We start from the raw sequence: 23,904 nt of genomic DNA, 5'->3' as shown, positions 1-23,904 counted from the left end.
CCGGCTCACAACTCGATGTCGATGGTGGAGGGTGCCCCGGCGGCGACCCGGCGGGCCCCGGTCAGCTCGCCGACCGGCACCCCGGGGTCGGTCAGGACGGTGTCGGCGATCTCCAGCCAGAGGTCGGCGAAGGCCCGCACCGTCCCGGGCAGGAACAGCCCGGCGTCGTACGCCCAGTGCACGCGCAGCGAATCCGCGCGCTCGTAGACCTGCATGTCCAGGTCGAACATGGCCTGGCCGGTGGGCGCGACGGCCAACTCGACCCGCCGCCCCAGGAAGTCGGCGGCGGCCACCTCGGCGTGCTGCATCGCGAACAGCGTGTCGAAGAGCGGATGCCGGTCCTGGTCGCGGACCGGCAGCACCTCGGCGACCAGCGTGTCGAACGGGTAGTCCTGGTGCGCGAACGCGTCGACCACGTCGTGCGCCACCTCGGTCAGCGACTCCCGGAAGGTGGCCTCCGGCCGCACCCGGTGCCGCAGGCAGACCGTGTTGACCAGCATCCCCATGGTCGCGTCCAGGCCCGGGGCGCCGCGACCGGCCACCGGGGTGCCCACCGTGACGTCGGTCCCGCCGGTCGCCGCGGCGAGGAAGGTCGCGTAGCAGGCGAGCAGCACCTGGAACAGGGTCACGCCCTCGCGCCGGGCCAGCGCCCGCAGGGCTGCGGTCCGCTCCGCCCCGACGTCGAACTCGACCGTGCCGGCCCGCGCCGTCGCCGGCCGGCCGGTCAGCCGCGCCGCGTCGGTGGGCAGCCGCAGGGGCGCCGGCGGCTCGGCGAAGCGCCGCCGCCAGTAGTCGCCCCCGGGCGGCTCCCCGGCCGTGGCCCACACCGCGTAGTCGGCGTACTGGGCGGGAACCGGCGGTGGTTCGCCGCCGGCGTAGACGATGTCGACCTCGCGCAGCAGCAACGCCAGGGAGAGGCCGTCGGTGACGATGTGGTGCAGGTCCAGCGCCAGCACCGGGCCGTCGCCGGTACGCCGCAGGCCGGCCCGCAGCAGCGGCGGGGCGGCCAGGTCGAACGGCTCGACCGGCAGCGTCCCCGTGCCCTCGACCTCCGGCAGGTCGAACGGGACGGCCGGCAGCACCCGCTGCACCGGCCGGCCCGCCTCGGTGCCGAAGGCGGTGCGGAGGATGTCGTGCCGGGCGATGACGGCGCGGAACGCGTCCGCCAGCCGGGCGCGGTCGACGTCCGCCGGCAACGGCACCAGCAGCGGCAGGTTGTAGGTCACCGACGCGGGGTCGCGGGACTGGGCGAGGAAGACGCGGCGCTGCTGCGGGGAGAGCGGGTAGGCGTCCGCCGCCTCGGCGCGGGGCAGCGGCACGGCCGCCCGGGCCCGGCCGATCTCCTCGGCGAGACCGGCCACCGTCGGGTGGCGCAGCACCGCCGCGAGGGAGACGCCCATCCCGAGGGCCCGCTGCGCCTCGACGGCCAGTCCCGTCGCGGCGAGCGAGTCGCCACCGGCGGCGTAGAAGTCGTCGAGCACGCCCAGCTTCGGCACGCCGAGCAGGCGTTCCGCGATGCGCACCAGGACGCGCTCGGTGTCGTCGCGCGGCGGCAGGTACGCCCCGAACCGGTCGTCCGGCTCCACCAGGTCGGCGGGATCGAGGGAGTCGACCTGCACGATGTGCCGGGGCAGGTCGGCGTCGGGCAGTTCCCGGGCGAGCAGGCCGCGCAGGTGCAGCGGGTCGAGGTAGTCCTCGGCCACCACGTACACGCAGCCGCCCTTGACGGCCACCTCGCGTACCTGGGGCCAGAGGCGGGTCAGCGTGTCGACGTCGGCCATCACCGCTCCGTACCGGTCGCGCCGACCAGGGCGCGCACCGTGGGGTGCACGTACAGGTGGCGGGGGGTGAACTCGCCGAGGCCCTGCGCGCGCAGTTCACGCAGCAGCCGCAACGCGAGCAGGGAGTTGCCGCCGAGGTCGAAGAAGTTGTCCTCCGGCCCCACCTCGGCGCCGAGCACCCGCTCCCAGACCACCCGTATCCGCTCGGCGCGGCCGGGCCCCGCCCCGGGGTCGGCGGGTTCCCGGGGGGCGGGCAGGGGCCGGGCGGCCGGCGCGGGCAGCCGGGCGGCGTCGAGCTTGCCGTTGGCGGTGAGCGGCAGCGCCGGCAGCGGCGTCACCGTGGCCGGCACCATGTACTCGGGCAGGATCCGGGCCACCCGGCGGCGCAGCTCGGCGGGCGGGTCGGCCCCCTCGGCGAGCACCACGTACGCGTGCAGCCGGGCGTCGGCGGTGTCCACCGTGACCGCCACGGCCAGCACGTCCGGGTCGTCGAGCAGCACCTGGCGGATCTCGTCCAGCTCGATCCGGTAGCCACGGATCTTGACCTGGTCGTCGAGCCGGCCCAGGTGCTCCAGCCGCCCGTCCGGGAGCAGCCGGCCCCGGTCGCCGCTGCGGTACATCCGCCCGCCCCGCCAGGGGTCGGGCAGGAAGCGCTGGGCGGTCAGCTCGTCGCGGTGCAGGTAGCCGTCGGCCACCCCGGCGCCGCCGACGTGGATCTCCCCGGCGGCGCCCGGCGGCAGCAGCCGCCCCGCCGGGTCGAGCACGTGCACGTACCAGCCGGGCAGCGGGCGCCCCACGGAGCGGGTGCCGGCCAGGGCCAGGCCCCGGTCGATGGTCTGCGCGGTGACGTGCACGGTGGTCTCGGTGATGCCGAACATGTTGACCATCCGGCAGTCGCGCTCCGGGTACCGGTCGAACCAGCCGGTCAGCATGCCGGCGTCCAGCGGCTCGCCGCCGAACACCACCAGGCGCAGCCCCAGCCGGTGCGCGGCCCGACGGTCGGCGTCGACGAGCTGCGCGAACGCCGACGGGGTCTGGTTGAGCACGGTGACCCGCTCCACGCGCAGCAGGGCGTGGAACTCGGCCGGGTCGCGTACCACCAGGTGCGGAACGACGACCAGGTGCCCGCCGGTGAGCAGGCAGCCCCAGATCTCCCAGACCGAGAAGTCGAACGCGCTGGAGTGGAACATCGTCCAGGTGTCCGCCGGGCCGAGCCCGAACTCGTCCCGGGTCGCGGCGACCAGGGCCAGCACGTTGCGGTGCGGGACCTGGACCCCCTTCGGCCGGCCCGTGGAGCCGGAGGTGTAGATGACGTACGCGGGGTCGTCCGGGCCGGCCGTCGCCGCCCCGGTGCCCGCCGGGTCGTCAGGGTCGTCGGCGAGCAGCTCGTCGACCTCCACGCCGTCGGCGCCGACGAGCAGGGTCACGCGGGAGTCCTCGACGGTGTAGCGGATGCGCTCGGCCGGGTAGGTGGGGTCGATCGGCACGTAGGCGGCGCCGGCCCTGAGCACGCCGAGCAGCGCCGCCACCAGGTCCACCGAGCGTTCCAGGCAGACGCCGACCCGGGTGCCCGGCCCGCAGCCCCGCGCCCGCAGCGCCGCCGCGATCCGCCCGGCGCGGGCGTCGAGCTGGGCGTACGTGAGCCGGTCGTCGCCGTAGGACACCGCCGGGGCGTCCGGGGTGGCCCGCGCCCACCCGGCCACCCGCTCGTGGATGCCGCCGGTCGGCTCGGGCAGGTCGACGGCCGCCCCGCCGAGGGCCGCGACCCGGTCCCGCTCGGCGTCGTCGAACAGGTCGCAGTCGGCCAGCGCCCGGTCGCCGTCGGCGAGGAGCTGGCCGAGGACGCGGGTGACGTAGCCCGCCACCGTGGCGACCACGTCGGCGGACCACACGCCGGTGCGGAAGTCGCAGGTGACGGTGCTGCCGCGCAGGGTCAGGGTGAGCGGCCACGGCGGCGTCAGGCTGGGCAGGTAGGTGTCGGCCGGACTGTCGGCGGTCAGCACGCCGACCGCGGCCTCCGGCGGCCCGGCGTCGGGCGTCCGCCCGGCAACGAGCCACGGGGCCGGCTCGGCGGGCCGGGCCGCGAGGGCGCGCAAAGTGCCGTCCACCGCCACGGGCACGACCGCCGGCCCCTCGTCGCGCAGCGTGCCGACCCGCACCCGGCGCACGCCGCCGAAGCGGGCCAGCACCGCGCCGACCGCGCCGGTCAGCGCCAGCAGGTCGGTCCCGGCGGGCACGGCGAAGGCGTACGACGCGGTCCGGTCGGCGCGCGGGTTCCCGCCCCGCCAGGCGGTGTCCCCCTCGTGTTCCCCGTCGTCCGCGGCCCCGGTCCCGGCCGTCTCCCCGGCGGCGGTCCCCGGCGACTCCGCCTGCCCGGCCGGCCCCGGCTGCCCGGTCGGCCCCGGCTGCCCGGCCGGGTCCGGCGCGACGCCCTCGGGGCGGTCCCCGGGCTCCGGGCCGGCGGTCGGCTCCGCCCCGGCCGGCGACGCGCCCCCGGCCGCCTCGACGGCCAACTCGCCCAGCGCGCGGCCGGTGAGCGGGCCACGCCGGGCGACGAGCACCAGGTCGGCGCCGGCGTCGTGGCGCAGCAGCACCGCCCGCACCGGCGGACCGTCGGCGGGCAGCGGCCGCGCCAGTTCGGCGGCGCGGCGCGCGGCGGCCGCCGACGCGGGCACCCGGTCCACCCAGAGCCGAGCGGCGTCGAGGCCCCGACGCGCCAGCGCGGCGGCGAACCGGGCGGCGACCTCGTCGGGGTCGCCGGCGACGGCCACCGCCGCCGCGTGGCAGGAGCGGCCCGGGTCGGAGTGCTGTCGGGTGGGCTGTGGACGGCTGCTCATCGGGTGGTGAATCCTCCGTCGACGGTGATGACCGAGCCGGTGACCTGCGACGACTCGTCGGAGGCCAGCCACAGTGCGGCCTGGGCCACCGAGTCGGGCTCGATCAGCGCGTTCATCGGCTGGGCCTGGACGAACGTCTCCTCGTGCTCGGCGACCGGCACCTCCAGCGACCGGGCGATCTCGGCCAGCATCCGACCCTCGACGTACGGGTCGTCGCGCACCGAGCCGGGGCACAGGGCGTTGACCCGCACCTTCAGCGGCGCGTAGTCCAGCGCCGCGGCCCGGGTCAGGCCGACCAGGCCGTGCTTGGCGGCGACGTACCCGGCGAAGTGCCGGTAGCCGACCAGGCCGGCGGTCGACGCCACGTTGACGATGCTCCCGGCGCGCTGCCGGCACATCACCGCGCCGACCGCGCTGACCATCCGCCACGGGCCGGAGAGGTCGACGTCGAGCATGAGCTGCCACTCGGCCTCGCTGATCTCGTGCACCGGCTTGCCGGAGGGCGCCGCGATGCCGGCGTTGTTCACCAGGACGTCGATCCGGCCGAACCGGTCCAGGCAGAGCGCGACGGCGGCCCGGACCGCGTCGAGGTCCCGCACGTCGGCCTCGACCGGGTACGCGGCCACCCCCAGCTCCGCGCAGAGCTTGGCGGTGTGCGTGAGCTGGCTGGCCGAGCCGAGCGGGTACGGCACGGCGGGCAGGTCGTGGGCCACGTCCACCAGGACCAGGTCGGCGCCCTGCGCCGCGAAGGCGGTCGCGCAGGCCCGGCCGAGTCCCCGCGCGGCGCCCGTGATGATCGCGGTCCGGCCGGCCAGCCGGCCCGGCGTCGGCTCAGGCACCGGCCAGCCTCCGTCGCACCAGCGCCAGCAGCTCGGCCGGATCGTCGGCGAGGTACATGTGTCCACCGGCGACGGTGAGGGAGGCGAACCCGGCGGAGGTGACCCGGTCCCAGCCGGCCAGCGCGGAGGCGGCCACCAGGGTGTCGTCGGCGCCGCGCAGCGCGGTCACCGGCACGTCGAGCCGCTTGTCGCCGCCCGGCCGGTAGCCCTCGTGCAGCTCCACGTCGGCGCGCAGGGTCGGCAGCAGCAGCTCCCGCATGTCGGGGTCGGCCAGCGCCGGATGCGTGTAGCCGGCGAACTCCTCCACCCGCGCCACGAACTCGTCGTCGGGCAGGTCGGCGGCCGTGTGGTCGCGGCCCGACCACGGGTCGGGCGAGCCGCTGACGAACAGGTGCGCCAGCCGTACCCCGGCGGCCTGGGCCAGCCGGCCGGCCATCTCGTACGCGAGCACCGCGCCCATGCTGTGGCCGAACAGCGCCACCCGGTCGCGGCCGGCGACCAGTTCGAGCACCTCGTCGAGGAGCCCGTCGACGGCCTGGTCCATCCGGCGGTACGGCTCCTCGACGAAGCGCTTCTCCCGGCCCGGCAACTGCACCGGGAGGATCTCCAGGTCGGGCGGTGCGACCCGCTGCCACGGTTGGTACACCGAGGCGCCCGCGCCGGCGTACGGGAAGCAGAGCAGTGACGTGACGGTCAAGACGGCTCCTTGCCGAGGAGGGCGGACCGGACGGCGCCGAGCAGTCCGGGGTCGGCCCGGGCGAGCAGGTCGTGCCCGCCCGGGACGGTGACGGTGGTGCAGCCGGCGGTGGTGAGGTCGGCCCACGCCGCCGTCCCGACGTCGTCGACGTGCGGGTCGGCGTCGCCGCGGATCGCGGTGACCGGCACGCCGATCGGGCCGGCGTCGCGGTAGCGGTAGCTGCGGCCGAGTTCGAAGTCGGCGCGGGCCGCCGGCAGCGCGGCGGCGGCCAGCTCCGGGTGCGCGGCGACGGCCGCCGGCATCGTGCCCAGCGCGACCAGTTCGGCGAGGAACGTGGCGTCGTCGGCGCCGGAGTGGTCCGGTTCGACCTCGGCGCGGTGCGGGGCGACGGCCGAGGAGACCACCAGCAGATCGGCCGGCCGGTGCCCGCGTCGCTCCAGCCGGCGGACCAGCTCGAACGCGACGTACGCGCCGAGGCAGTCGCCGTAGACCGCGTACGGCCGGTCCAGGTGCGGGGCCAGGGCCGCCTCGAGGGCCTGCACCAGCGGCGTCATCCGCCGTGGCGCGGGATCGGCGACCCGCTCGCGGCGGCCCGGGTACTGCACCGCGTTCACCTCGACGGCGCGCGGCAGCCCCGCCCGCCAGGTCTCGAAGGCCCCGGCGTTGCCGCCCGCGTAGGGCAGGCAGAACAGGCGCAGGGCGGGCCGGGCGACGGGCGCCCGGACCACCAGCCACGGGTTCTCAGCCATCGCGGCTCACCCGCTCGACGACGGCGCCGTAGCTGCCCAGCGCGACGAACTCCGGCAGGGTGATGCTGCTGCCGTGGCGCTGCCGCAGCGCGGTGACCAGGCGCAGCGCGCGCAGCGAGTCGCCGCCCGCGGCGAGGAACTCCGCCCGCTCGCCGCGCGGCGCCACGCCGACGACCTCCTGCCAGACCGACGCCACCCGGGCCGCCCAGCGGTCCCGGGCGTCCCCGTCGCGCGGGGCGGGGACGACGGGACCCGCCGGTCCGACGGCGGGCAGCGGCACCGTCGGGTCGGTCGCCAGCAGCCGGCGGTACGCCTCGGCCAGCCGGTCGGCCCGCGCCTCGTCGACGTGCCGGGCGTCGTACTGGAGGGTCAGGGCGAGCTGGCCGGTGGCCGGGTCCACCTCCACGTCGACGGCGAGGCTGAACGCCACGTCGACAGTGATGCCCCGGCTGTCGACGATGCGGCTGCCACGGCCCCCGCCGCCCTCGCCCTCGTCGGCGCCGCCGTGGAAGTGGGTCCAGTTGAAGAAGTGGTCGAACCGGGGCCCGGCCCCGCCCGCCCGGACGATCTCGGCGAGCGGGAACCGGTGGTGGCCCATCAGCGACCGCTCCGCCTGCCAGGCGGCGGCGGCCAGCTCGGCCAGCGACCGGGTGCCCAGCACGGCGCTCACCGGCAGGGTGTTGAGGAACAGCCCGAGCGTGGCGTCGCTCCCCTCGGCCTCGGGCCGGGCGCCGACGACCAGCCCGGTGACCACCTCGTCCCGGCCGGCGACCTCCCCGATCACCCGCAGGTGGACCGCGAGCAGCCAGGACTTGGCCGGTACGCCGGCGGCCCGGGCGGCCGCGGTGACGGCGCCGGTGGTGGACGCCGCCAGCGGCACCCGCCGGGTGGTGGTGATCCGTGGCTCCGCCCCGCCGAGCAGCAGCGGCGGCACGCCGCCGGCACCCTCGAGCCAGAACCGGCGTGACCCGGCGTCCGCCACGGCCTCCCGTTCCGCCGCCACGTACGCGCGGAAGGGCAACGTCGGGCGGTGCGGCACGGACAGCCCGGCGCGGCGCCGGTCGTACGCGGCCAGCAACTCGCCGAGGAGGAGGTGCAGGCTCCAGCCGTCGAGGATCGCGTGGCACTCCGCCACGATCAGGGTGAAGGTGTCGGTGTCGTCGCGCACGGCGTGCAGCCGCAGCAGCGGCGGCCGGTCCCAGTCGAAGGGCCGCACCCGCTCGGCCGCCACCAGCTCGTCGACGCGGGCCCGGCGGGTGGCCTCGTCGGCGTCGGTCAGCTCCGTCACCGGCACCTCGACCGGCACCTCGGCGTGCACCAGTTGCAGCGGCTCGGTGTGGGTGCCGAGGGAGAAGCCGGTCCGCAGCACCGGGTGCCGCGCGACCAGGTCGGCCAGCGCGGCGCGCAGCGCCTCCGCCTCCAGCGGCGCGTCGACGCGGTGCGCGGTGACGTTGTGGTACATCGCCGGGTCGCCGGTCAGCTCGCAGTGGTAGACCATGCCCTGTTGCAGCGCGGTCATCGGGTAGGCGTCGGCCAGCCCGGCGGGCAGGCGGTCCCGGTCGGCGGCGGCGACCAGGGCGAACGGTTCCGCCGCCCCGGAGGCGTCGGTGGCGTCGGCGCCGGGCCCGGTGAGGGTGATCTCGCCGTGCGCGACCAGTTCCCGGATCGACTGGTGCACGAAGATGTCGCCGAGCCGGAACGACAGGCCGCGCCGGTTCGCCGCGACCTGCATCTGGATGCTGCGGATCGAGTCGCCGCCGAGGGCGAAGAAGCTGTCGGTCACCCCGACCGACTGCGTGCCCAGGACCTCCCGCCACGCCTCGACGAGGATCTCCTCGGCCCGGTTGGCCGGCGCCACGGCCGGCTCCCGCCGGGCCCGGTCGAGCTCCGGCGCGGGCAGCGCGGCCCGGTCGAGCTTGCCGTTGCGGGTCAGCGGCAGGTCGTCGAGGAGCACCACGGCCGCGGGGACCAGGTGGGCGGGCAGCCGCTGGGCGAGCCAGTCGGTCAACCGGGCCTCCAGCGGGCCGGCGGCCGGGCCGTCCGGGACCGCCACCGCGGGCCGCGGGTCGGCGGCGTACTCGGGGCGCACGGCGTGCAGGGTGTGCCGGTCGGTGCCGGTGAGCAGGTCGTCCTGGCGGGTGACCACGTCGAACCCGCGGTCCTCGAAGAGGGCGATCAGCTCGTCCAGGCGCCCCTCGGTGTCGGTGCCGACGGCGTCGTGCACCTCCATGGCGACCTGCGCGATGAGCAGCCAGTGCCGCTCCTCGATGCCGGCGAGCACGTCGGCCTCGGCCCGCTGCACGTCGATCTTCAGCAGGTCGATGCGCTCCGGCCCGACCTCGTCGATGACCTCCGACAGCGGGCGCACGTCGACTGTCACCTCGGAGCCGTCGAAGCGCTCCGCCAACAGCTCGTCGACCCGCTCCAGCAGGGTCTCCCGGTCGGACTCGCCCCGGTCGCGCTCGTTGGCGAGGAACCGCTTGATCACGGCGACCTCGGCCGCCGGGTCGGCGTACGCGGCCTGGCCGGACATCATCGAGTAGCCCGGGTAGTAGGTGAAGGAGACCTGCCCCGGCGCGGTGGACAGGCCCACCGGGTGCACGGTGGCCGGCACGCCGAACTCCTCGACGTTGCGCCGCAGGGCCGCCACCACCGACGGCACCGGCTCGAAGGCGTGGATGGTCGCGTCCGGGCAGGCCGCGTGGACGAACAGCGAGAACATGCCGATGTTGGCGCCGACGTCGAAGACCGTCGCGCCCCGGCGCAGCACGATGCCGTCGCGCAGGTAGACCCGCTGCGTGAAGATCTCGTCGTACAGGTAGCGGGTCTCGTGCGGGTTGATCCCGGCGACCCGGTCCAGGTCGACGTCGACGGCCGGCGCGGCCGGGCGGACGTAGCCGACGAGGCGGTCGCCGTGCCCGTCGTCGTCGCGGGCCACGACCGCCGCGTCGGCGACCTCCGGGTGCGCCCGCAGCGTCGCGGCCACCTCGCCCGGCTCCACCCGGAAGCCGTGGATCTTCACCTGGTCGTCCAGCCGGCCCAGGTAGCGCAGGCGCCCCTCGGCGTCGAAGCGCACCCGGTCGCCGGTGCGGTAGACCCGCTCCGTCCGGCCGCCGGGCAGGGCGGCCCGGACGAACCGGCGGCCCGTCGTCTCCGGGTCGCCCAGGTAGCCGTCGGCCAGCTGCGGCCCGCTGACGCAGAGTTCGCCGGCCACGCCGGGCGGCACCGGCCGCAGCCGCTCGTCGAGGACCCACACGCCGACGCCCGGCAGCGGACGGCCGATGGTCGGCGCCGTCGCGGGGCGGATCTCGGCGGCGGTGCTGTCCACGGTGCACTCGGTGGGCCCGTACAGGTTGACCGCCCGGACGCCGGGCAGCGCGGCGAGGGTGTCCCAGAGGTCCGGCGGGATCGCCTCGCCGCCCACCAGCAGCAGCTCCGGCAGCCGGGCGTCGCCGGCCCCGGCGAGCAGGATGCGCAGCTGGGAGGGGGTCAGGTCGAGCACGTCGACCCGGTTGTCGGCGAGGGCCACGGCCAGCTCGGCACCGTCGCGCCGGACGTCCTCGGGCACCAGGTACAGGCTGCGGCCGTGGGCCAGCTGCACGAGCTGCTTGACCGAGGCGTCGAAGGTGAGCGGGGCGTTCACCGCCACCCGCAGCCCGGCCCGGCTGCCCGCGTACACGGTCTCCTCGAGCGCGTACGCCAGGTGGGCCGCGGCGCCGTGCGGGACCTGGACCGGTCGCGGCGTGCCCGTGGAGCCGGAGGTGAAGATGACGTAGGCGGGATCGGTGGGCGCCGCCGGGGGCACGGCCACCGTCGCGGTGCCGGCGGCCAACTCGGCGACGGTCGCGCCGGCGAGCCCCGCCGGGCCGCCCGCGCCGACGACGAGCCCGGCGTCGACCGCGCGGACCTGCGCGGCGAGCCGCTCCGCCGGCGCCGCCGGGTCCAGCGGTACGTACACCGCGCCGGCCCGCAGCACGCCGAGGAACGCGACGACGGTGTCCCGGGACCGGGTGGCGAGCACGCCCACCCGCGCGCGGTGCAGCCCCCGCTCGACCAGGCCCGCGGCGACCCGGGCCGCGACGTCGCGCAGCTCGCCGACGGTGTACGTGCCGTCGGCGGCGACCACCGCCGGGCTGTCCTGGTCGGCGCCGGCCAGCCCGTCCTCGAGCAGCTCGACGAGGGTGCGCACCGCGGCGCGGGACGGCTGGCCGGCCGCCTCGGCGAGCCAGCGGGCCTCCCCCTCGCCGGTCAGCACCAGCGGCGTGCCGTCGGCCAGCGCCCGGGGCAGCGACCCCAGGATCGCCAGCAGGCCCTCCAGCAACCAGCGGCCCCCGACGACCCGCAGGGTCACCTCGTCGTCGCCGACCACGGCGGTCAGCTGCGGGCCGGCCGTCGCGGGCGGCGCGGAGACCTCGACGGCGGTGGCGCCCAGGCCACCCAGGGCCGCCGGGTCCCCGGCCGGTACGACGGCGAAACCGGCGACCGCGTCGGAGTGTTCGCCGACCGGATCGACCAGGTGGAACGCCTCCTCGGCGGCGGACTCGGCGGCGCGTACCTCGTCGAGCAGCGCCTTGGGCGCGGCCGGCAGGGGCAGGCCCAGCCGGACCGGCGCGTGGCCGCCCAGCGGGCCGACGACACCGGCCGTCCCGGTGGCCTGCCGCCCGTCGCTCCACCGGGCCAGCACCAGGTCCGCGTCGTCGACCCCGGCGGGCGGCTCGGCCCGGCGGGACAGCGCGAGCGCCCAGGCGGCGAAGAGCAGGTTCGCGACGCCGACGCCGGCCTCCCGCGCGGCGGCGGTCAGCGCCGCGGCGGGCAGGGTCGCGGTGCCGACCTCGGCCGGGTCGTCGCCGTGCGGGGTGACCAGCCGCGCGGCCGGCGCGGCGGGTGCGCCGAACGGGTCGGCCTCCTGCCGCTGCGACAGCTGCCACTCGGTGACGTCGAGGAACTGCAGGGCGTCGGGGTCGTCGGCCAGCCGGCCGTCGGCGTACGCGCGGGCCAGGTCGGCGAGGACGAGCCGCAGGCTGGCCGGGTCGGCGATCAACGGCGTGGCGGCCAGCTCCAGGGCGTCGTCGGTGACGGTCACCGACAGCTCGCCCTGGGCGCCGACGACGACGCTGCGGCCGTCGTCGACGTCCTGCAACGGCACCCGCAGCCCGGGGTGGTGCACCAGGGTCAGGCGCAGCGCCTCGTGCCGGGCGACCACCGCGTCCAGGGCGGTCTGCAACCGGGCCCGGTCCAGCGGGCGGTCGAGCAGCACCCGGGCGCGGACCAGGTCCTGCGCCCCGGACCAGGCCAGCCGCTGGATCGGGGACAGACGGTAGCCGTTCACACCACGCTCCGGTTGAGGTAGAGGTCGGACATGGCGACCAGGATCTGCCGGTCGCCGCTGAAGGGTTCGCGACCGTGGGTCGCGAGGAAGTTGTCCACCACCAGCACGTCGCCGCGCTGCCAGGGAACCGACACCGCGTGTTCCCGATACAGGTCCCGGATGCCGGCCACCACCTCGTCGGGGATCGGCTCGCCGTCGCCGTAGTAGGCGTTGCGGGGCAGCCCCTCGGGCCCGTACTCGCGCAGCAGGGCGGCCGACACCTCGGCGGGCATGTTGGAGACGTGGAACAGGTGCGCGTGGTTGAACCAGACCGTCTCGCCGGTGCGCGGGTGGGTCGCCACCGCCTGCCGGCGGGCCCGGGTCCGCAGCCCGTCGCCGTCGAGCCAGGTGTACTCGGTGGCCGAGTCGGCGCAGTACTTCTCCACCTCGGCGCGGTCGGTCGTCTGGAACGCCTCCTGCCAGGGCAGGTCCAGGTGCGGGCCGTAGTTGCGCACGTAGCTGACCCCGTGCCGGAGGAACCGCTGCCGTACCTCGGCGGGAATGCGCGGGCTCACCACCCGCTCGCTGGCCAGCGGGGTCGCGCCGCCGCTGCCGGTGGCCGGCTGGGCGCACCAGAAGTAGAGGTGGGTGGGCCAGTTGTGCGAGTACGACATCTCGTGGTGCAGCGGGATCCACTGCTCGGCGTTGAACTCGGTGGAGGTGAAGACCTTCTCCGCGACCTCGTGCCGGGGCGCGGCGCGTTCCAGGTAGCCGAGCAGGTCCGGGCTGACCGCGCGGGCGGCCCGGCTGAAGTCGTCGGCCGTGGCCACCTCGAAGCCCCGGAAGAAGACCGCCCCGTGGGCGTCGAGGTCGCGCAGCAGCTCGTCGCGGCGCCCCGCCAGCCAGCCGGCCAGGTCGAGGTCCGGCACGGCGGCCTCCACCAGCAGCACGAACGTGTCGTCGACCAGCACCCGGCGGGACACCGGCGAGGTGACCGCGCCGGTGCCGCGCCGACGCGGCGCCGGCCCGGTCACGACCGCACCCCCGCGGAGGTCACGGTGGCGGCGGTCAGCTCGGGCGCGGCGACCGGGTCGGACATCGCGGTCAGGATGCGGCGGGGCGGCGTGAACGGCTCCCGGGCGTGCGCGGCCAGCATGTTCTCCACCAGCAGCACGTCGCCGCGCCGCCAGGCGAAGGAGCGGGTCTCGGCCGCGTACGCGGCGCGCAGCTCGGCCAGCACGTCGTCGCCGATGGGCGTGCCGTCGCCGTACGCGGTCTGGTAGGGCAGGTCCTCCTCGGCCAGCGACGCGCGCAGCCCGGCGCTGACCTCCGCCGGCAGCGAGGTGACGTGGAAGAACAGGGCATGGTTGAACCAGGTCCGCTCCCCCGTCACCGGGTGCTCCCGCACGGCGGGGCGGACCTGCCGGGTGCGCAGCTGCTGCTCGCCGACCCACTCGACGTCGATCAGCGCGCGGGCGCAGTACGCCTCCACGTCGGCCCGCTCGTCGGTCTGGAAGGCCGTCTGCCACGGCAGGCTGATCCCCGGCAGGTAGTTGCGCCGGTAGAGCACGCCCCGGCGCTCGAATCCGGCGACCGTCTCCGGCCGCAGCCGGTCGAGCACCCGGCGGCTGTCGGCCAGTGGGGTGCGCCCACCGGCGGCGGGCTCGGTCTCGCAGTGGAAGACGATGCGCAGCGGCCAGTTCACCGTGTACGACTGCTCGTTGTGCAGCACGATCGGCTGGTCGGCCGGGTGCTCGGTGGAGGTGTAGACGCCCTCGGTCACCTCGCTGCGCGGCGACGAGCGCTCGCCGTAGCTGAGCACGTCGTCGGAGAGGGCGGCCATGACGGTGCGGAAGTCGGCCGCGCCGTCCACCGCGAAGCCACGGAACAGCACGGCGCCGGCGCGGCGCGCCAGCTCGTCCACGGTGGACCGGTTGCCGGCCAGCCAGGCGGCCAGGTCCACGTCGGGCACGTTGGCCCGGACGAGGGCCGGCAGGGGGCCGCCGGGCCAGTCGGGGCGTACGTCGACCAGGGACCGTTCGCGGCCGCGGCGCGGGATCACCGGCGCGACCGGGGTCTGCTCACTCATCTCTCGTTCCCCCCAGGGTGTGGGCACATCGGGCGAGGCTGCGCCGGGGATCGGCGGCCGCGCCGCGTAGGAGTGCGGTGAAGCGGCGGTGCCACGTGTCGACCAGTTCGCCGTCGAAGCGGTCGGTGCGGTAGGTCCAGAGCGCCGCCAGCCCGTCGCGGCGCTCGTCGAGCCAGAGGGTCAGGTCGAGCCGGGCGGTGTCGGGGGTCAGCTCCACCCCGACGAACTCGCCGCCGGAGGCGTCGACGTGCCGGGCCGCCGGAGCGTTCTGCACGCCGAACGCGACCTGGACCAGCGGGTTGCGGCCCGGCTGCCGGGCCGGGCGGAGCCGCTCGACGACGACGTCGAACGGCACGTCCTGGTGGGCGGCGGCGAAGAGGGTCACCTGGCGCGCCTCGTCCACCAGGTCGGCGAAGGACCGGTCCGGGCCGGGCCGCAGGCGCAGGGGCATGGTGTTGACGAAGCAGCCGACGCTCTGTTCGGCGGCGACGCTGGTCCGGCCGGCGAAGGCGACACCGATGAGCACGTCGGTGCGGCCGGTCTCCGCGGCGACCAGCGCGGCGAAGGCGGCCAGCCCGACCATGTGCAGGCTGGCGCGGCTCGCGCGGGCGAGGTCGCGGACCACGGCGGCGGTGTCGTCGTCGATGCGGGTCCGCAGGGCGGCCCCGGCCGGGGACCGGTCCGCGCGGGGCGACGTGCCGGCGGCGCGCGCCGGTGCGGCGGCCGGCAGGTCCAGGACCGTCGGCGCGCCGCGCAGCGCGGCGACCACGGCGGCCACGGCCTCCCGGCCGGCCGGGGCGGCCAGCCAGTCCCGCTGGGCCACGGCGAGTTCCGCCGGGCCGGTCGCCGGACCGGCCGGCCACGGCGGGCCCGCCCCGGCGCCCGCCGACTCGGCCTCGCAGGCGCGGCCCAGGTCCCGCACGATGACGCTGAACGACCAGTCGTCGCAGACGATGTGGTGGGCGACCAGGAGCAGCGCCGCCCGCCCGTCGTCGGCGGCGACCAGTCGGGCGCGCAGCAGCGGGCCGGTGGCGAGGTCCATGGGGGTACGCGCGTCGGCGGCGGCGAGCTGGTCGAGCTGCTCGTCCAGCGGCACCCCGGCACGGGGCGGGGCGACGACCAGCGGGACGTCGAGGTCGTCGCGGACCCGCTGCACCGGACCGTCCGGGGTCGACGGGAAGACGGTACGCAGCGCCGGATGCCGGGCCACCACGCGGCGCAGTGCCCGGCCGAGCGCTCCCGGGTCGGTCCCCGGCGGCAGCCGGACCGCGAACGACACCAGGTAGGAGGTGTCGGCCGGGTCCAGCTGGTGCAGGAACCACAGCCGGGTCTGCGCGGCCGAGAGCGGGGCCGTGTCCACGGGCGCCGCGGGTGGCGTACCGCCGGCTGACGGGTGCCCCGGCCCGGGTGCGGCTCCGGCGGTCGCGGTCCCGGCGGGCGCGGCGGTGCCGGCGGGCGCGGCGGCGGGTCCGGCGGCTCGGCGCAGGTCGTCGAGGTGGTCGGCGAGCGCCTCCACCGTGGCGTGCGCGAACAGCGCCGCCGGGGCGACCGGCAGGCCCGTCGCGGCGGCGAGCCGGGTGGCGCAGCGTACGGCCAGGAGGGAGTCGCCCCCGAGGGCGAGGAAGTCCGCCTCCGCCCGGTCCACCGGCCGGCCGAGCACGTCCCGCCAGACGGCGGCGACCGTGGCGGCGGAGCCGGCCAGCGGCACGCCGTCGCCGTCGATCGCGGCGACGGCGACCTCCGGGGCGGGCAGCGCCGCCCGGTCGACCTTGCCGTTGGGGGTGGTCGGCAGGCGGTCCAGCCAGACGACGGCGGACGGCACGAGCGGGGCGGGGACCGTCTCCCGCAGCAGGTCCCGCACGTCGTCGCGGCGCTCGCCGACGAGGTAGCCGACGAGCAGCGGGTCGCCGCTCGGCCCGGTCCGCACCGCGGCGGTCGCCTCGCGTACGCCGGGCAGGGCGGCCAGCCGCGCGGCCACCTCGCCCAGCTCGATGCGGTAGCCGCGCAGCTTCACCTGGTCGTCCATCCGGCCGAGGAACTGCAACTGCCCGTCGGGGCGCAGCCGGACCCGGTCGCCGGTGCGGTACATCCGCTCCCCCGGGCGGAACGGATCGGCAAGGAAACGCGCCCGGGTCTCGTCCGGCCGGTTGAGGTAGCCCCGGGCCAGCCCGGCACCGGCCAGGTACAGCTCTCCCGGCTCTCCGGGCGGCACCGGCCGGCCGTCCGCGTCGAGCAGGTAGACACGGGTGCCCGGCAACGGACGGCCGATCGGCGGGTCTCCCCCGTCGGCCGGCACCTCCGCCCAGGTCGAGTAGGTGGTGTCCTCGGACGGCCCGTAGAGGTTGCAGAGCCGGCGTACGTGCGGCCGGGCGAGCACCCGGGCGGCGAGCGCCGCGGTCAACGGCTCGCCGGCGAGGCAGACGGTGCGGACGCTGCCCGGCAGCGCGCCGGCCGCGAGCAGCTCGCTCATCGCCGACGGCACGGTGTTGACCAGGGCGACGGGCAGCCGGTCGGCGTCCGGCGCGGCCAGCGCCAGCGCGTCTCGGACGAGCACCACCCGACCGCCCCAGCAGAGCGGGCCGAAGAGCTCGAAGACGGACAGGTCGAAGCAGACGGACGTGGCGGCGAGCACGCCGCCCAGTTCGACGTCGGTGAAGGTCTCCCGGGTCCAGTGCATGAGCACGGAGGCCGAGCGGTGCTCGACGGCGACGCCCTTGGGCCGGCCGGTCGAGCCGGAGGTGTAGATGACGTACGCCAGGTCGGACGGGTCGCCGGGCAGGCCGGGGCGGGCCGCCGGGCGGGCGTCGAGGTCGAGGTCGTCGAGACGGAGCGCGGCGTCGGCGAACCGGTCGGCGAGGTCGGCCACCGTCAGCACCAGTCGGGCCCCGGAGTCCTCGGTCATGAAGGCGACCCGGGCGGCCGGGTAGGCCGGGTCCAGCGGCACGTAGCAGGCACCGGCCTTGAGCACGCCCAGCAGCGCGACCACGAGCCGGGGACTGCGGGGCAGGCAGACGCCGACGCGGTCGCCCTGGCGCACCCCCCGGTCGACGAGGAGCGCGGCCAACCGGTTGGCCGCCGCGTCCAGCTCGCCGTAGGTGAGAACCTGCCCGTCGCACCACACGGCGTCGGCGTCCGGGGTCCGGTCGACCTGGGCCTCGACCATCCGGTGCAGGGTGTCGACGGCGGGCGGTCGGACGTCGGGGCGACGGGACGGGGTGGGCCGACGGACCGGCCCGGCGGGGCGCGCTGGTGCGCTCACCGCGAACCGCAAGCTGGCATGGCGCGTCCCACCGAGCATTCCCCCCACTACCGACGGTGATCGGTCGCGCGCCCGCTGCCAGGTCGACGACCGGAGACAATGACGCATCGTGACCATGAGCCACCGAGCCATCGCTCTCCGCAGAGAGAGTCCACGACCGCCGATTCCACTGCCAAGATGTCTCCCAGAATCCGGGACACGAGTGGCGCCCGCATGGAATCCCAGATTCGGCCGTTCCCGCGGGTGATCAGGCGCCCCGACGGGCCTCACCACGGCAGACTTCCCACCGCGCGATCAACGGGTCCGATGTGGCCACCGAACGACTGTCAGGTATCGGGCAGCTCCCCCGACCGCCGGCGGCCGACCGCGCCGACGGCGTTCGCGCCGGCACGGGAAAGCGCTTACCATCTCTTATGCATCGACGGGATTGGATCGCTGGCGGCCTCGACGGGGTGGTCGCGCGCCCCTCCCGCCGCCCCGCGCCAGCCGAAGGAGCCACATGACGTCCCCCGACCCGCACAGACATCCCACCCGTCGACGCCTCGGCCTGGTGGCCGCGGCCGCGCTGGCGCTCGTCGGCGCCGCCGTGGCCGTCGGTCCGCAGCCCGCCGCGGCGGCCACGGTCGACCCCGGCGCCACCTACGTCCTCGTCAACCGGCACAGCGGCAAGGCCATGGACCTGTGGGGCTGGTCCACCGCCGACGGCGCGCCGGTCAACCAGTTCACCCGCAACGACCTGGCCGTGCAGCAGTGGCGGTTCGTCGACGTGGGCGGCGGATACCACCAGATCCGCTCGGTGCACAGCGGCAAGGTGCTGGAACTGCCGAGCGCCGATGACGGGGTCCAACTCGTCCAGAACACCGCCGCCAGCGGCAACACCCGGCAGCACTTCCGGCTCGCCGACGCCGACGGCGGCCACGTCCGCCTCGTCAACCGGCACTCCAACAAGGCGCTGGACGTGTGGCAGTGGTCGACCGCCGACGGCGCGATGATCTCCCAGTACCAGGACCTCGGCGGCGCCAACCAGCAGTGGCAGTTGGTCAATCTCGGCTCCGGCGGCACCGCCTGCGGCAGCGGCGCGTTCCAGGCCGAGGCGGTGCTCAGCGGCGGCACCTGGACCGCCCGCAACGGCGCCAGCACGGTCTACACCGGAAGCGACATGCGCGCTGCCGTCCAGGCCGCCGTGAACAGCCTCAGCGCCGGGCGGACCAGCAAGCAGCGCGTCGTCGTACGAGGCTCCGGCTCGATGAGCGCCGGTTCACGGATCTCCCTGCCCAGCTACACCGCGATCGACGTCTGCGGCACCATCGACGTCACCGGCTCGGGCAGCGGCGACCAGGCGCCCATCTACTCCCGCGGCACCACCAACATCGAGGTCGGGCACCTCACCGTCACCGGCGCCCCGCTCTACGGGATCTTCCTGCGCAACGTCACGGACGTCGTCCTCGGCCGCATCGACATGCGGCTCCGCAGCGGGCTCGGGATCCGCATCGACAACCGCGGGGACACCAGCCAGTGGACCCGCAACGTCCGGATCGACAGCGCGTACGTCTCCGGCGCCAGCTCCCACGCGGTCGAGACGTACGGCGTGGACGGGCTGACCATCGGCACCGTCACGGCCCGCGACGTGGGCGAGTCGGGCCTGCTGCTCAACCAGACGATCAACGCCACGGTCACCACCGTCGACGCCGAGAACGCCGGCGCCGGCACCGGGTACGCCGCCTTCCGGATGGCCAACCGCAACGGGCGCGTGGGCTCCGGCTACCCGACCAACGTCCGGGTGGGCACCGTCCGGGCGCGCGGCGGCGGCCGGGGGATCTTCTGCGTCTCCGAGTCCGGCGGCGCCACGGTCGACCGGGTGGACATCGCCAACACCGGCAACAACGCGGTCCTGATCGAGAACTGCCAGAACGTGAACATCGCCGCCGGCGGCGGCACGATCAGCGGCGGCGGCGAGATCCGGCTGGCCGAGCGCACCGAGTTCCCCGGCAACCGGGACATCACGCTGCGCAACTTCACCCTGGTGAACAGCCGGATCGTCGAGAACCCCTGCGCGGACAACCTGACCATCAGCAACGTCGGGCTGAGCAACTCCACGATCGTCCGGTGCTGACCGGGCGGCCCCGGCACGCTCGCCGGGGTCGCTCCGGCCGTCCGGCGCCGCGGTCGACCGGGACGCCGGATGGTCGGACGGGCACGGACGCCGCGCGGGCGACCGTGCCCGTCCTCCCGCCCTGGACGCTCCCGGCCCCGAGGGGGGCGGGACCGGGAGCGTCCGGACGGAGAACGCGTCGGTCAGCCCGCGACGGAGCGGAAGACCGGGTAGTAACCGCCGGACTGGCCGGCCGCGGTCGGGTGGTACGAGATGCCGAGGTTGGCGAAGTTGAGGGCGTGCAGCCACTTCGTGCCGGAGCTGCACAGCTGGTGCCCGACGAACTGCGACCGCACGTCGGCGAACTTGAAGCCGGCGGCGACGGCGGCGGTGCGGGTGAGGTCGTCGACCAGGTTGATGCCCTCGTTGATCTTCGCCCGGGAGGTGGCGCTCAGCCCGATGCAGGTGGTGCCGAGCTGGTAGAAGACCGGGTATCCGACGACCACCACCCGGGCCGAGGGCGCCCGGGTCTTGATGCCGTTGTAGACGTTGCGCAGCAGGCCGGGCAGCTGGGCCCGGGCCTTGTCCTGGGCGGCCTGCACGGCGGCCACGCACTGGGTGGTGCCCTGGAGCACGCAGGTGGACATGATGTTGCCGAAGCCGACGTCGTTGCCGCCGATCGTGACGCTGACCAGGGTGGTGGTGGAGCTCAGCGCCGACAGCTGCGTGTTGATCAGGCTGGTGGTGGTGGCACCGGAGCAGGCGACCGAGCGGTACGACGCGGGCTTGATGTTCGCGGCGTACAGGGCCGGGTAGGCGTTGGTGCTGCGCTGGCAGGAACCGCTCTCGCTGGTGTAGCTGCCGGCACCCACGCCCGAGGCGTACGAGTCGCCGAGCGCCACGTAGCGGTCGGCGGGCGCGGCCTGGGCGGGCGCAGACAGGGTAAGGCTGACGCCGAGAGCCGTGGCCAGGCTCAGGGCGAGGGAAACGAGACGGGTTCTCCGCACGTCGCACTCCGGGGGTAGAGGAATCGAGTGCGAGATTGATATCACCGAATATTCGTCCACGAAAGATCTTGCCGGAACATTTAGGGGTGCCGGTAAAGACCTACCGGGTTCCCGTACCGGTACGTGCGCCGGCAGGGGTCGCGCGCGCCCGGACCGGGGTCCCGACCGCACGGTGCCGCGAGTCGCGCGGCCCGGCGGACGCGACCCGGTCGGGGCGTACGCGGACGGGGTGGAACCTCAGCGGGACGAGTCGCCCCCACCGGTGGCCGTCGCCACGAACATGGTCTGCACCTGCTCGGCGGCGTCGAGCCCGGGCACGGCGTGCGCCCGCACGTCGACGAAGCCGGCCCGGCCCAGGGCGGCGCGCCAGCCCGCCACGTCCAGCAGCGGGGACGCCGGCACCCGCGGCTCGTCCTCCGCGTGCCGCCACCAGCCCTCGGCCAGGCCGAAGGTCAGCGTGTTGTAGTCGAGGCGGCTGGTCATCTCGTTGATCACCAAAATGCCGCCCGGCTTGAGCAGCGCGTGGCAGTGCCGCAGCGCGACGGAGATCCGCAGGGTGGCGTGCAGGACGTTGCTGGCCAGGACGACGTCCATCGAACCGGGTTCGAAGCCCTGGTCCTCGGGCGCGCCCTCCACGTTGTAACGGGCGAAGTCGACGTGCGGCCGGTCGACGCCGAAGCGCTGCCGTCCCAGCCGCAGGAACGCCGGCCCCACGTCGGTGTAGAAGTACCGCAGCCGCTCCGTCCGGTCCGTCAGGGCGTCGAGCACCGGGCCGCTGGTGCCACCGGTCCCCGCACCCACCTCCATGACGTGGACGTAGGACCGCGGATAGCGCCGCAGGAACTGCCGGACGTGCTCCCGCACCCGCGCCGCGCAGAGCCGGTTGTAGAAGTCCAGCTGGACGTTGTCCCGGTAGATCGCGGAGACCAGGTCGGCGGAGCCGCCCGGGAAGAGCACCTCGTTCGCCGGCCGGTCGCCCCGCACCACCTCGACGAGCTGCGTCTGGCAGGCGACCAGCAGCGGCACGTATCCGGCGACCTCCGGGTGCTCCCGGCGCAGCGTCGCCGCCGCCGCGTCGACCGCGTCGTCCCCGGCGAACCCGGCCGCCTCGGCGACCCGTCCGGTCACGGCGAGCCCGTCGCCCTGCCGACGCAGCAGGCCGGCGTCCGCCAGCAGGTCGAGCAGGGCGTCGCCGAGCCGCTGGTAGCCGGGAGCCACCGCGAGCCGGGCCAGGATCTCCTCCCGGCCGGCGACGGCACCGGGGGCGGGCAGGACTCCCGCGGCGGCCAACCGGGCCGCCAGCAACCGCCGCCCGAAGTCCGTCACCGCCTCGAAGGAGGTACGGAACCGCGCGTGGCGTTCCTGGTCCACGTCCACGAGCGGCTGCGGCGTCGCCTCGACGTCCGGTGCGGTCACGATGCGCCCTCCAGGTGCGAGTCCGGCGGTGCCGGTCAGATCAGGTGCGCGGCCACGGATGCCGCGGCACGGGGTACGGTCGGCCGGCCGGCGAGCTGCGCGGTCAGGTCCGCGAGCAGCTCCGCCCGCGCCGGCACGAGATAGAAGTGGTCGCCGGGGAACGCCCGCAGCCGGAAGCCGCCGGTGGTCAGCTCCGCCCAGGCGGAGACCGACTCCCGGTCGCAGGCCGGATCCCCCGTGCCGAGGTACGCCGTGATCGGCGCGGACACGGTCCGCGGCGCGCGCGGCAGGTAGCCGTGGATCAGCCGCAGGTCGGCCCGGAGCGCCGGTACGACCAGTTCCCGCAGCTTCCGGGAGCGGAAGACCACCGGATCCACCTCGCCGAGCGCGGCGATCCGGACGAGGAACTCCTCGTCGTCGAGGTGGTCGGGATGCTGGTCGATCCGGGTGACGTGCGGCGCCCCGTGCCCCGAGACGAACAGGAACTCCGGCACGACGCCGAACCGCTCCTCCAGCCGGACGGCCACCTCGTAGGCGACCGAGGCGCCCATGCTGTGGCCGAACAGGGCGAGGGGACGGTCCAGGTAACCGGTGAGCGCCTCGGTGACCCGGTCGGCGAGCACGTCCATCCGGTCGACGCACGGCTCGGAGAGCCGGTCCTGGCGGCCCGGGTAGCGGACGGCGAGCACGTCGACGGAGTCCGGCAGCCGCGCCGCCCAGGTCTGGAAGAACCCGGCCGAGCCGCCGGCGTGCGGCAGGCAGACCAACCGCAGACCCGCGTGCGCGCCGCCCCGGAACACCCGCAGCCAGGGATCGCCGCCGCTCGGGCGGGACAGGGACATCTGGGGCACTTCCCGGTCGCGCCGCTCAGTCCGACATCGCCACCAGCACCCGGCGGTCACCCGTGTACGGGCGCCGGCCGTGCGCGGTGAGCACGTTGTCGATCAGCAGCAGGTCGCCGACCCGCCAGTCGACGTCGACCGCCGCCTCCAGGCCCCGGTCGCGGATCTGGGTGACGTACTCGTCGGGGATCGGGGAGCCGTCGGCGAAGGTCACCGACTGGGGCAGCTCGTCCGGGCCCATCACCTGGGTCATCACCCGGGCGATGTCGTCGTCCAGGCCGGCCGGGTGCCACTGGTCGGCCTGGTTGAACCACACCTCGGCCCCGGTGACCGGGTGCCGCAGGGTGGACTCCCGCAGCTGGACCACGCGCAGTCCGTCGGCGGTCCACTCCCAGGTGGCGTTGGCGCCGGCAAGGAACTCCTCGACCTCGTCGCGGCTGTCGGTCTCGAACGTCTCCCGCCAGCTCTTGCCCAGCCCCATGCCGTCGTGCAGGTTCTGCTGGTAGCGCAGCCCACCGGCGAAGTCGGCGCGCAGCTGCGGGTCCAGGGAGTCGAGCCACAGCTCGGCGTCGACGACGGGGGTGGCGCCGCCGGTCTCGGCGGCGATCTGGCAGAAGAAGAGCAGCCGGGCCGGCCACTGCGCCGCGTACGACAGCTCGTTGTGCATGGAGATGGTGTACCGGGACGGGTACTCGGTGGACGTGTAGACGTTGCGGCCCACCTTGGTGCGCGGCGAGTTGCCGTGCACGTACGCCAGTCGCCTCGGCAGCAGCAGGTCCATCACCGGGTCCAGGGTCTCCGGCCGCACCCCGAAGCCACGGAAGACGAGCGCCTTCTCGGCCGTGAGCACCTCCGCCAGGTCCAGCTCGCGCAGGTGGTCGACCAGTCCCTCGGCGCTCGGCGCGCAGCCGGCGCTCTCCGGGGTGATCTCCAACGGCTTCCAGCTCGCGTGCTCGTTCATTCCGGGGCTCCTCACCGTCCCAAGCTG

14 protein-coding genes are annotated in these 23,904 nt (G+C 75.7%); 1 reads left to right on the top strand and 13 read right to left on the bottom strand.

Annotated elements, in window-relative coordinates; genetic code table 11:
- Positions 1-5 precede the first annotated feature (5 nt).
- Genes ACLQ20_RS28100 through ACLQ20_RS28060 form a run of 9 tightly spaced genes read right to left on the bottom strand, consistent with a single transcriptional unit; the run spans position 6 to position 17,559 of the window.
- Positions 6-1,781 carry a condensation domain-containing protein gene (locus ACLQ20_RS28100; protein ID WP_425858094.1) on the bottom strand — a complete coding sequence of 592 codons (1,776 nt, stop codon included), beginning with the start codon at positions 1,779-1,781 and terminating at the stop codon, positions 6-8.
- Positions 1,781-4,618, bottom strand: a complete 2,838-nt coding sequence (locus tag ACLQ20_RS28095; RefSeq protein WP_425858093.1) for an amino acid adenylation domain-containing protein — start codon at positions 4,616-4,618, stop codon at positions 1,781-1,783. The genes ACLQ20_RS28100 and ACLQ20_RS28095 overlap by 1 nt, the downstream gene beginning before the upstream one ends.
- Positions 4,615-5,457 carry an SDR family oxidoreductase gene (locus ACLQ20_RS28090; protein ID WP_327028794.1) on the bottom strand — a complete coding sequence of 281 codons (843 nt, stop codon included), beginning with the start codon at positions 5,455-5,457 and terminating at the stop codon, positions 4,615-4,617. The genes ACLQ20_RS28095 and ACLQ20_RS28090 overlap by 4 nt, the downstream gene beginning before the upstream one ends.
- Entirely contained in the window at positions 5,450-6,154 is a 705-nt protein-coding gene (locus tag ACLQ20_RS28085; RefSeq protein WP_132238353.1) for a thioesterase II family protein, read from the bottom strand. Before ACLQ20_RS28085 ends, ACLQ20_RS28090 begins: the two co-directional genes overlap by 8 nt.
- On the bottom strand, positions 6,151-6,903 hold the full coding sequence (locus ACLQ20_RS28080; RefSeq protein ID WP_151457456.1) for a thioesterase II family protein: 753 nt from the start codon (positions 6,901-6,903) through the stop codon (positions 6,151-6,153). The genes ACLQ20_RS28085 and ACLQ20_RS28080 overlap by 4 nt, the downstream gene beginning before the upstream one ends.
- Positions 6,896-12,232 carry an amino acid adenylation domain-containing protein gene (locus tag ACLQ20_RS28075; protein WP_425858091.1) on the bottom strand — a complete coding sequence of 1,779 codons (5,337 nt, stop codon included), beginning with the start codon at positions 12,230-12,232 and terminating at the stop codon, positions 6,896-6,898. The genes ACLQ20_RS28080 and ACLQ20_RS28075 overlap by 8 nt, the downstream gene beginning before the upstream one ends.
- Positions 12,229-13,245, bottom strand: coding sequence for a TauD/TfdA family dioxygenase (locus tag ACLQ20_RS28070; RefSeq protein ID WP_358121418.1), 1,017 nt, complete (start codon positions 13,243-13,245; stop codon positions 12,229-12,231). Before ACLQ20_RS28070 ends, ACLQ20_RS28075 begins: the two co-directional genes overlap by 4 nt.
- Entirely contained in the window at positions 13,242-14,300 is a 1,059-nt protein-coding gene (locus ACLQ20_RS28065; RefSeq protein WP_425858089.1) for a TauD/TfdA family dioxygenase, read from the bottom strand. Before ACLQ20_RS28065 ends, ACLQ20_RS28070 begins: the two co-directional genes overlap by 4 nt.
- Positions 14,293-17,559 carry an amino acid adenylation domain-containing protein gene (locus tag ACLQ20_RS28060; protein ID WP_425858088.1) on the bottom strand — a complete coding sequence of 1,089 codons (3,267 nt, stop codon included), beginning with the start codon at positions 17,557-17,559 and terminating at the stop codon, positions 14,293-14,295. Before ACLQ20_RS28060 ends, ACLQ20_RS28065 begins: the two co-directional genes overlap by 8 nt.
- Positions 17,560-18,058: 499 nt before the next feature.
- Between ACLQ20_RS28060 and ACLQ20_RS28055 the strand changes: the two genes are divergently transcribed.
- The gene (locus tag ACLQ20_RS28055) at positions 18,059-19,672 is read left to right on the top strand and encodes an RICIN domain-containing protein (RefSeq protein WP_425858087.1); all 1,614 of its coding nucleotides are present in this window, start codon (positions 18,059-18,061) and stop codon (positions 19,670-19,672) included.
- A 182-nt stretch (positions 19,673-19,854) separates the two neighbouring features.
- Here the strand turns inward: ACLQ20_RS28055 and ACLQ20_RS28050 are convergent, their stop codons facing one another.
- The 4 genes from ACLQ20_RS28050 to ACLQ20_RS28035 form a co-directional block, all read right to left on the bottom strand.
- Positions 19,855-20,658 carry an SGNH/GDSL hydrolase family protein gene (locus ACLQ20_RS28050; RefSeq protein WP_151454649.1) on the bottom strand — a complete coding sequence of 268 codons (804 nt, stop codon included), beginning with the start codon at positions 20,656-20,658 and terminating at the stop codon, positions 19,855-19,857.
- 237 nt (positions 20,659-20,895) lie between these two features.
- A complete protein-coding gene (locus ACLQ20_RS28045) occupies positions 20,896-22,074 on the bottom strand; it encodes a class I SAM-dependent methyltransferase (protein WP_425858085.1) in 1,179 nt (392 codons plus the stop codon).
- Between the two features lie 35 nt (positions 22,075-22,109).
- Positions 22,110-22,916, bottom strand: a complete 807-nt coding sequence (locus ACLQ20_RS28040) for a thioesterase II family protein (RefSeq protein WP_358121428.1) — start codon at positions 22,914-22,916, stop codon at positions 22,110-22,112.
- A gap of 25 nt (positions 22,917-22,941) precedes the next feature.
- The gene (locus ACLQ20_RS28035; protein ID WP_151454651.1) at positions 22,942-23,877 is read right to left on the bottom strand and encodes a TauD/TfdA family dioxygenase; all 936 of its coding nucleotides are present in this window, start codon (positions 23,875-23,877) and stop codon (positions 22,942-22,944) included.
- Positions 23,878-23,904 lie beyond the last annotated feature (27 nt).

The sequence above is a fragment of the Micromonospora sp. DT46 genome, from assembly GCF_049841735.1.
Classification (GTDB): domain Bacteria; phylum Actinomycetota; class Actinomycetes; order Mycobacteriales; family Micromonosporaceae; genus Micromonospora; species Micromonospora reichwaldensis.
The sequence above is the reverse complement of the archived record's forward strand: the minus strand, read 5'-3'. Positions and strand labels throughout refer to the sequence as shown.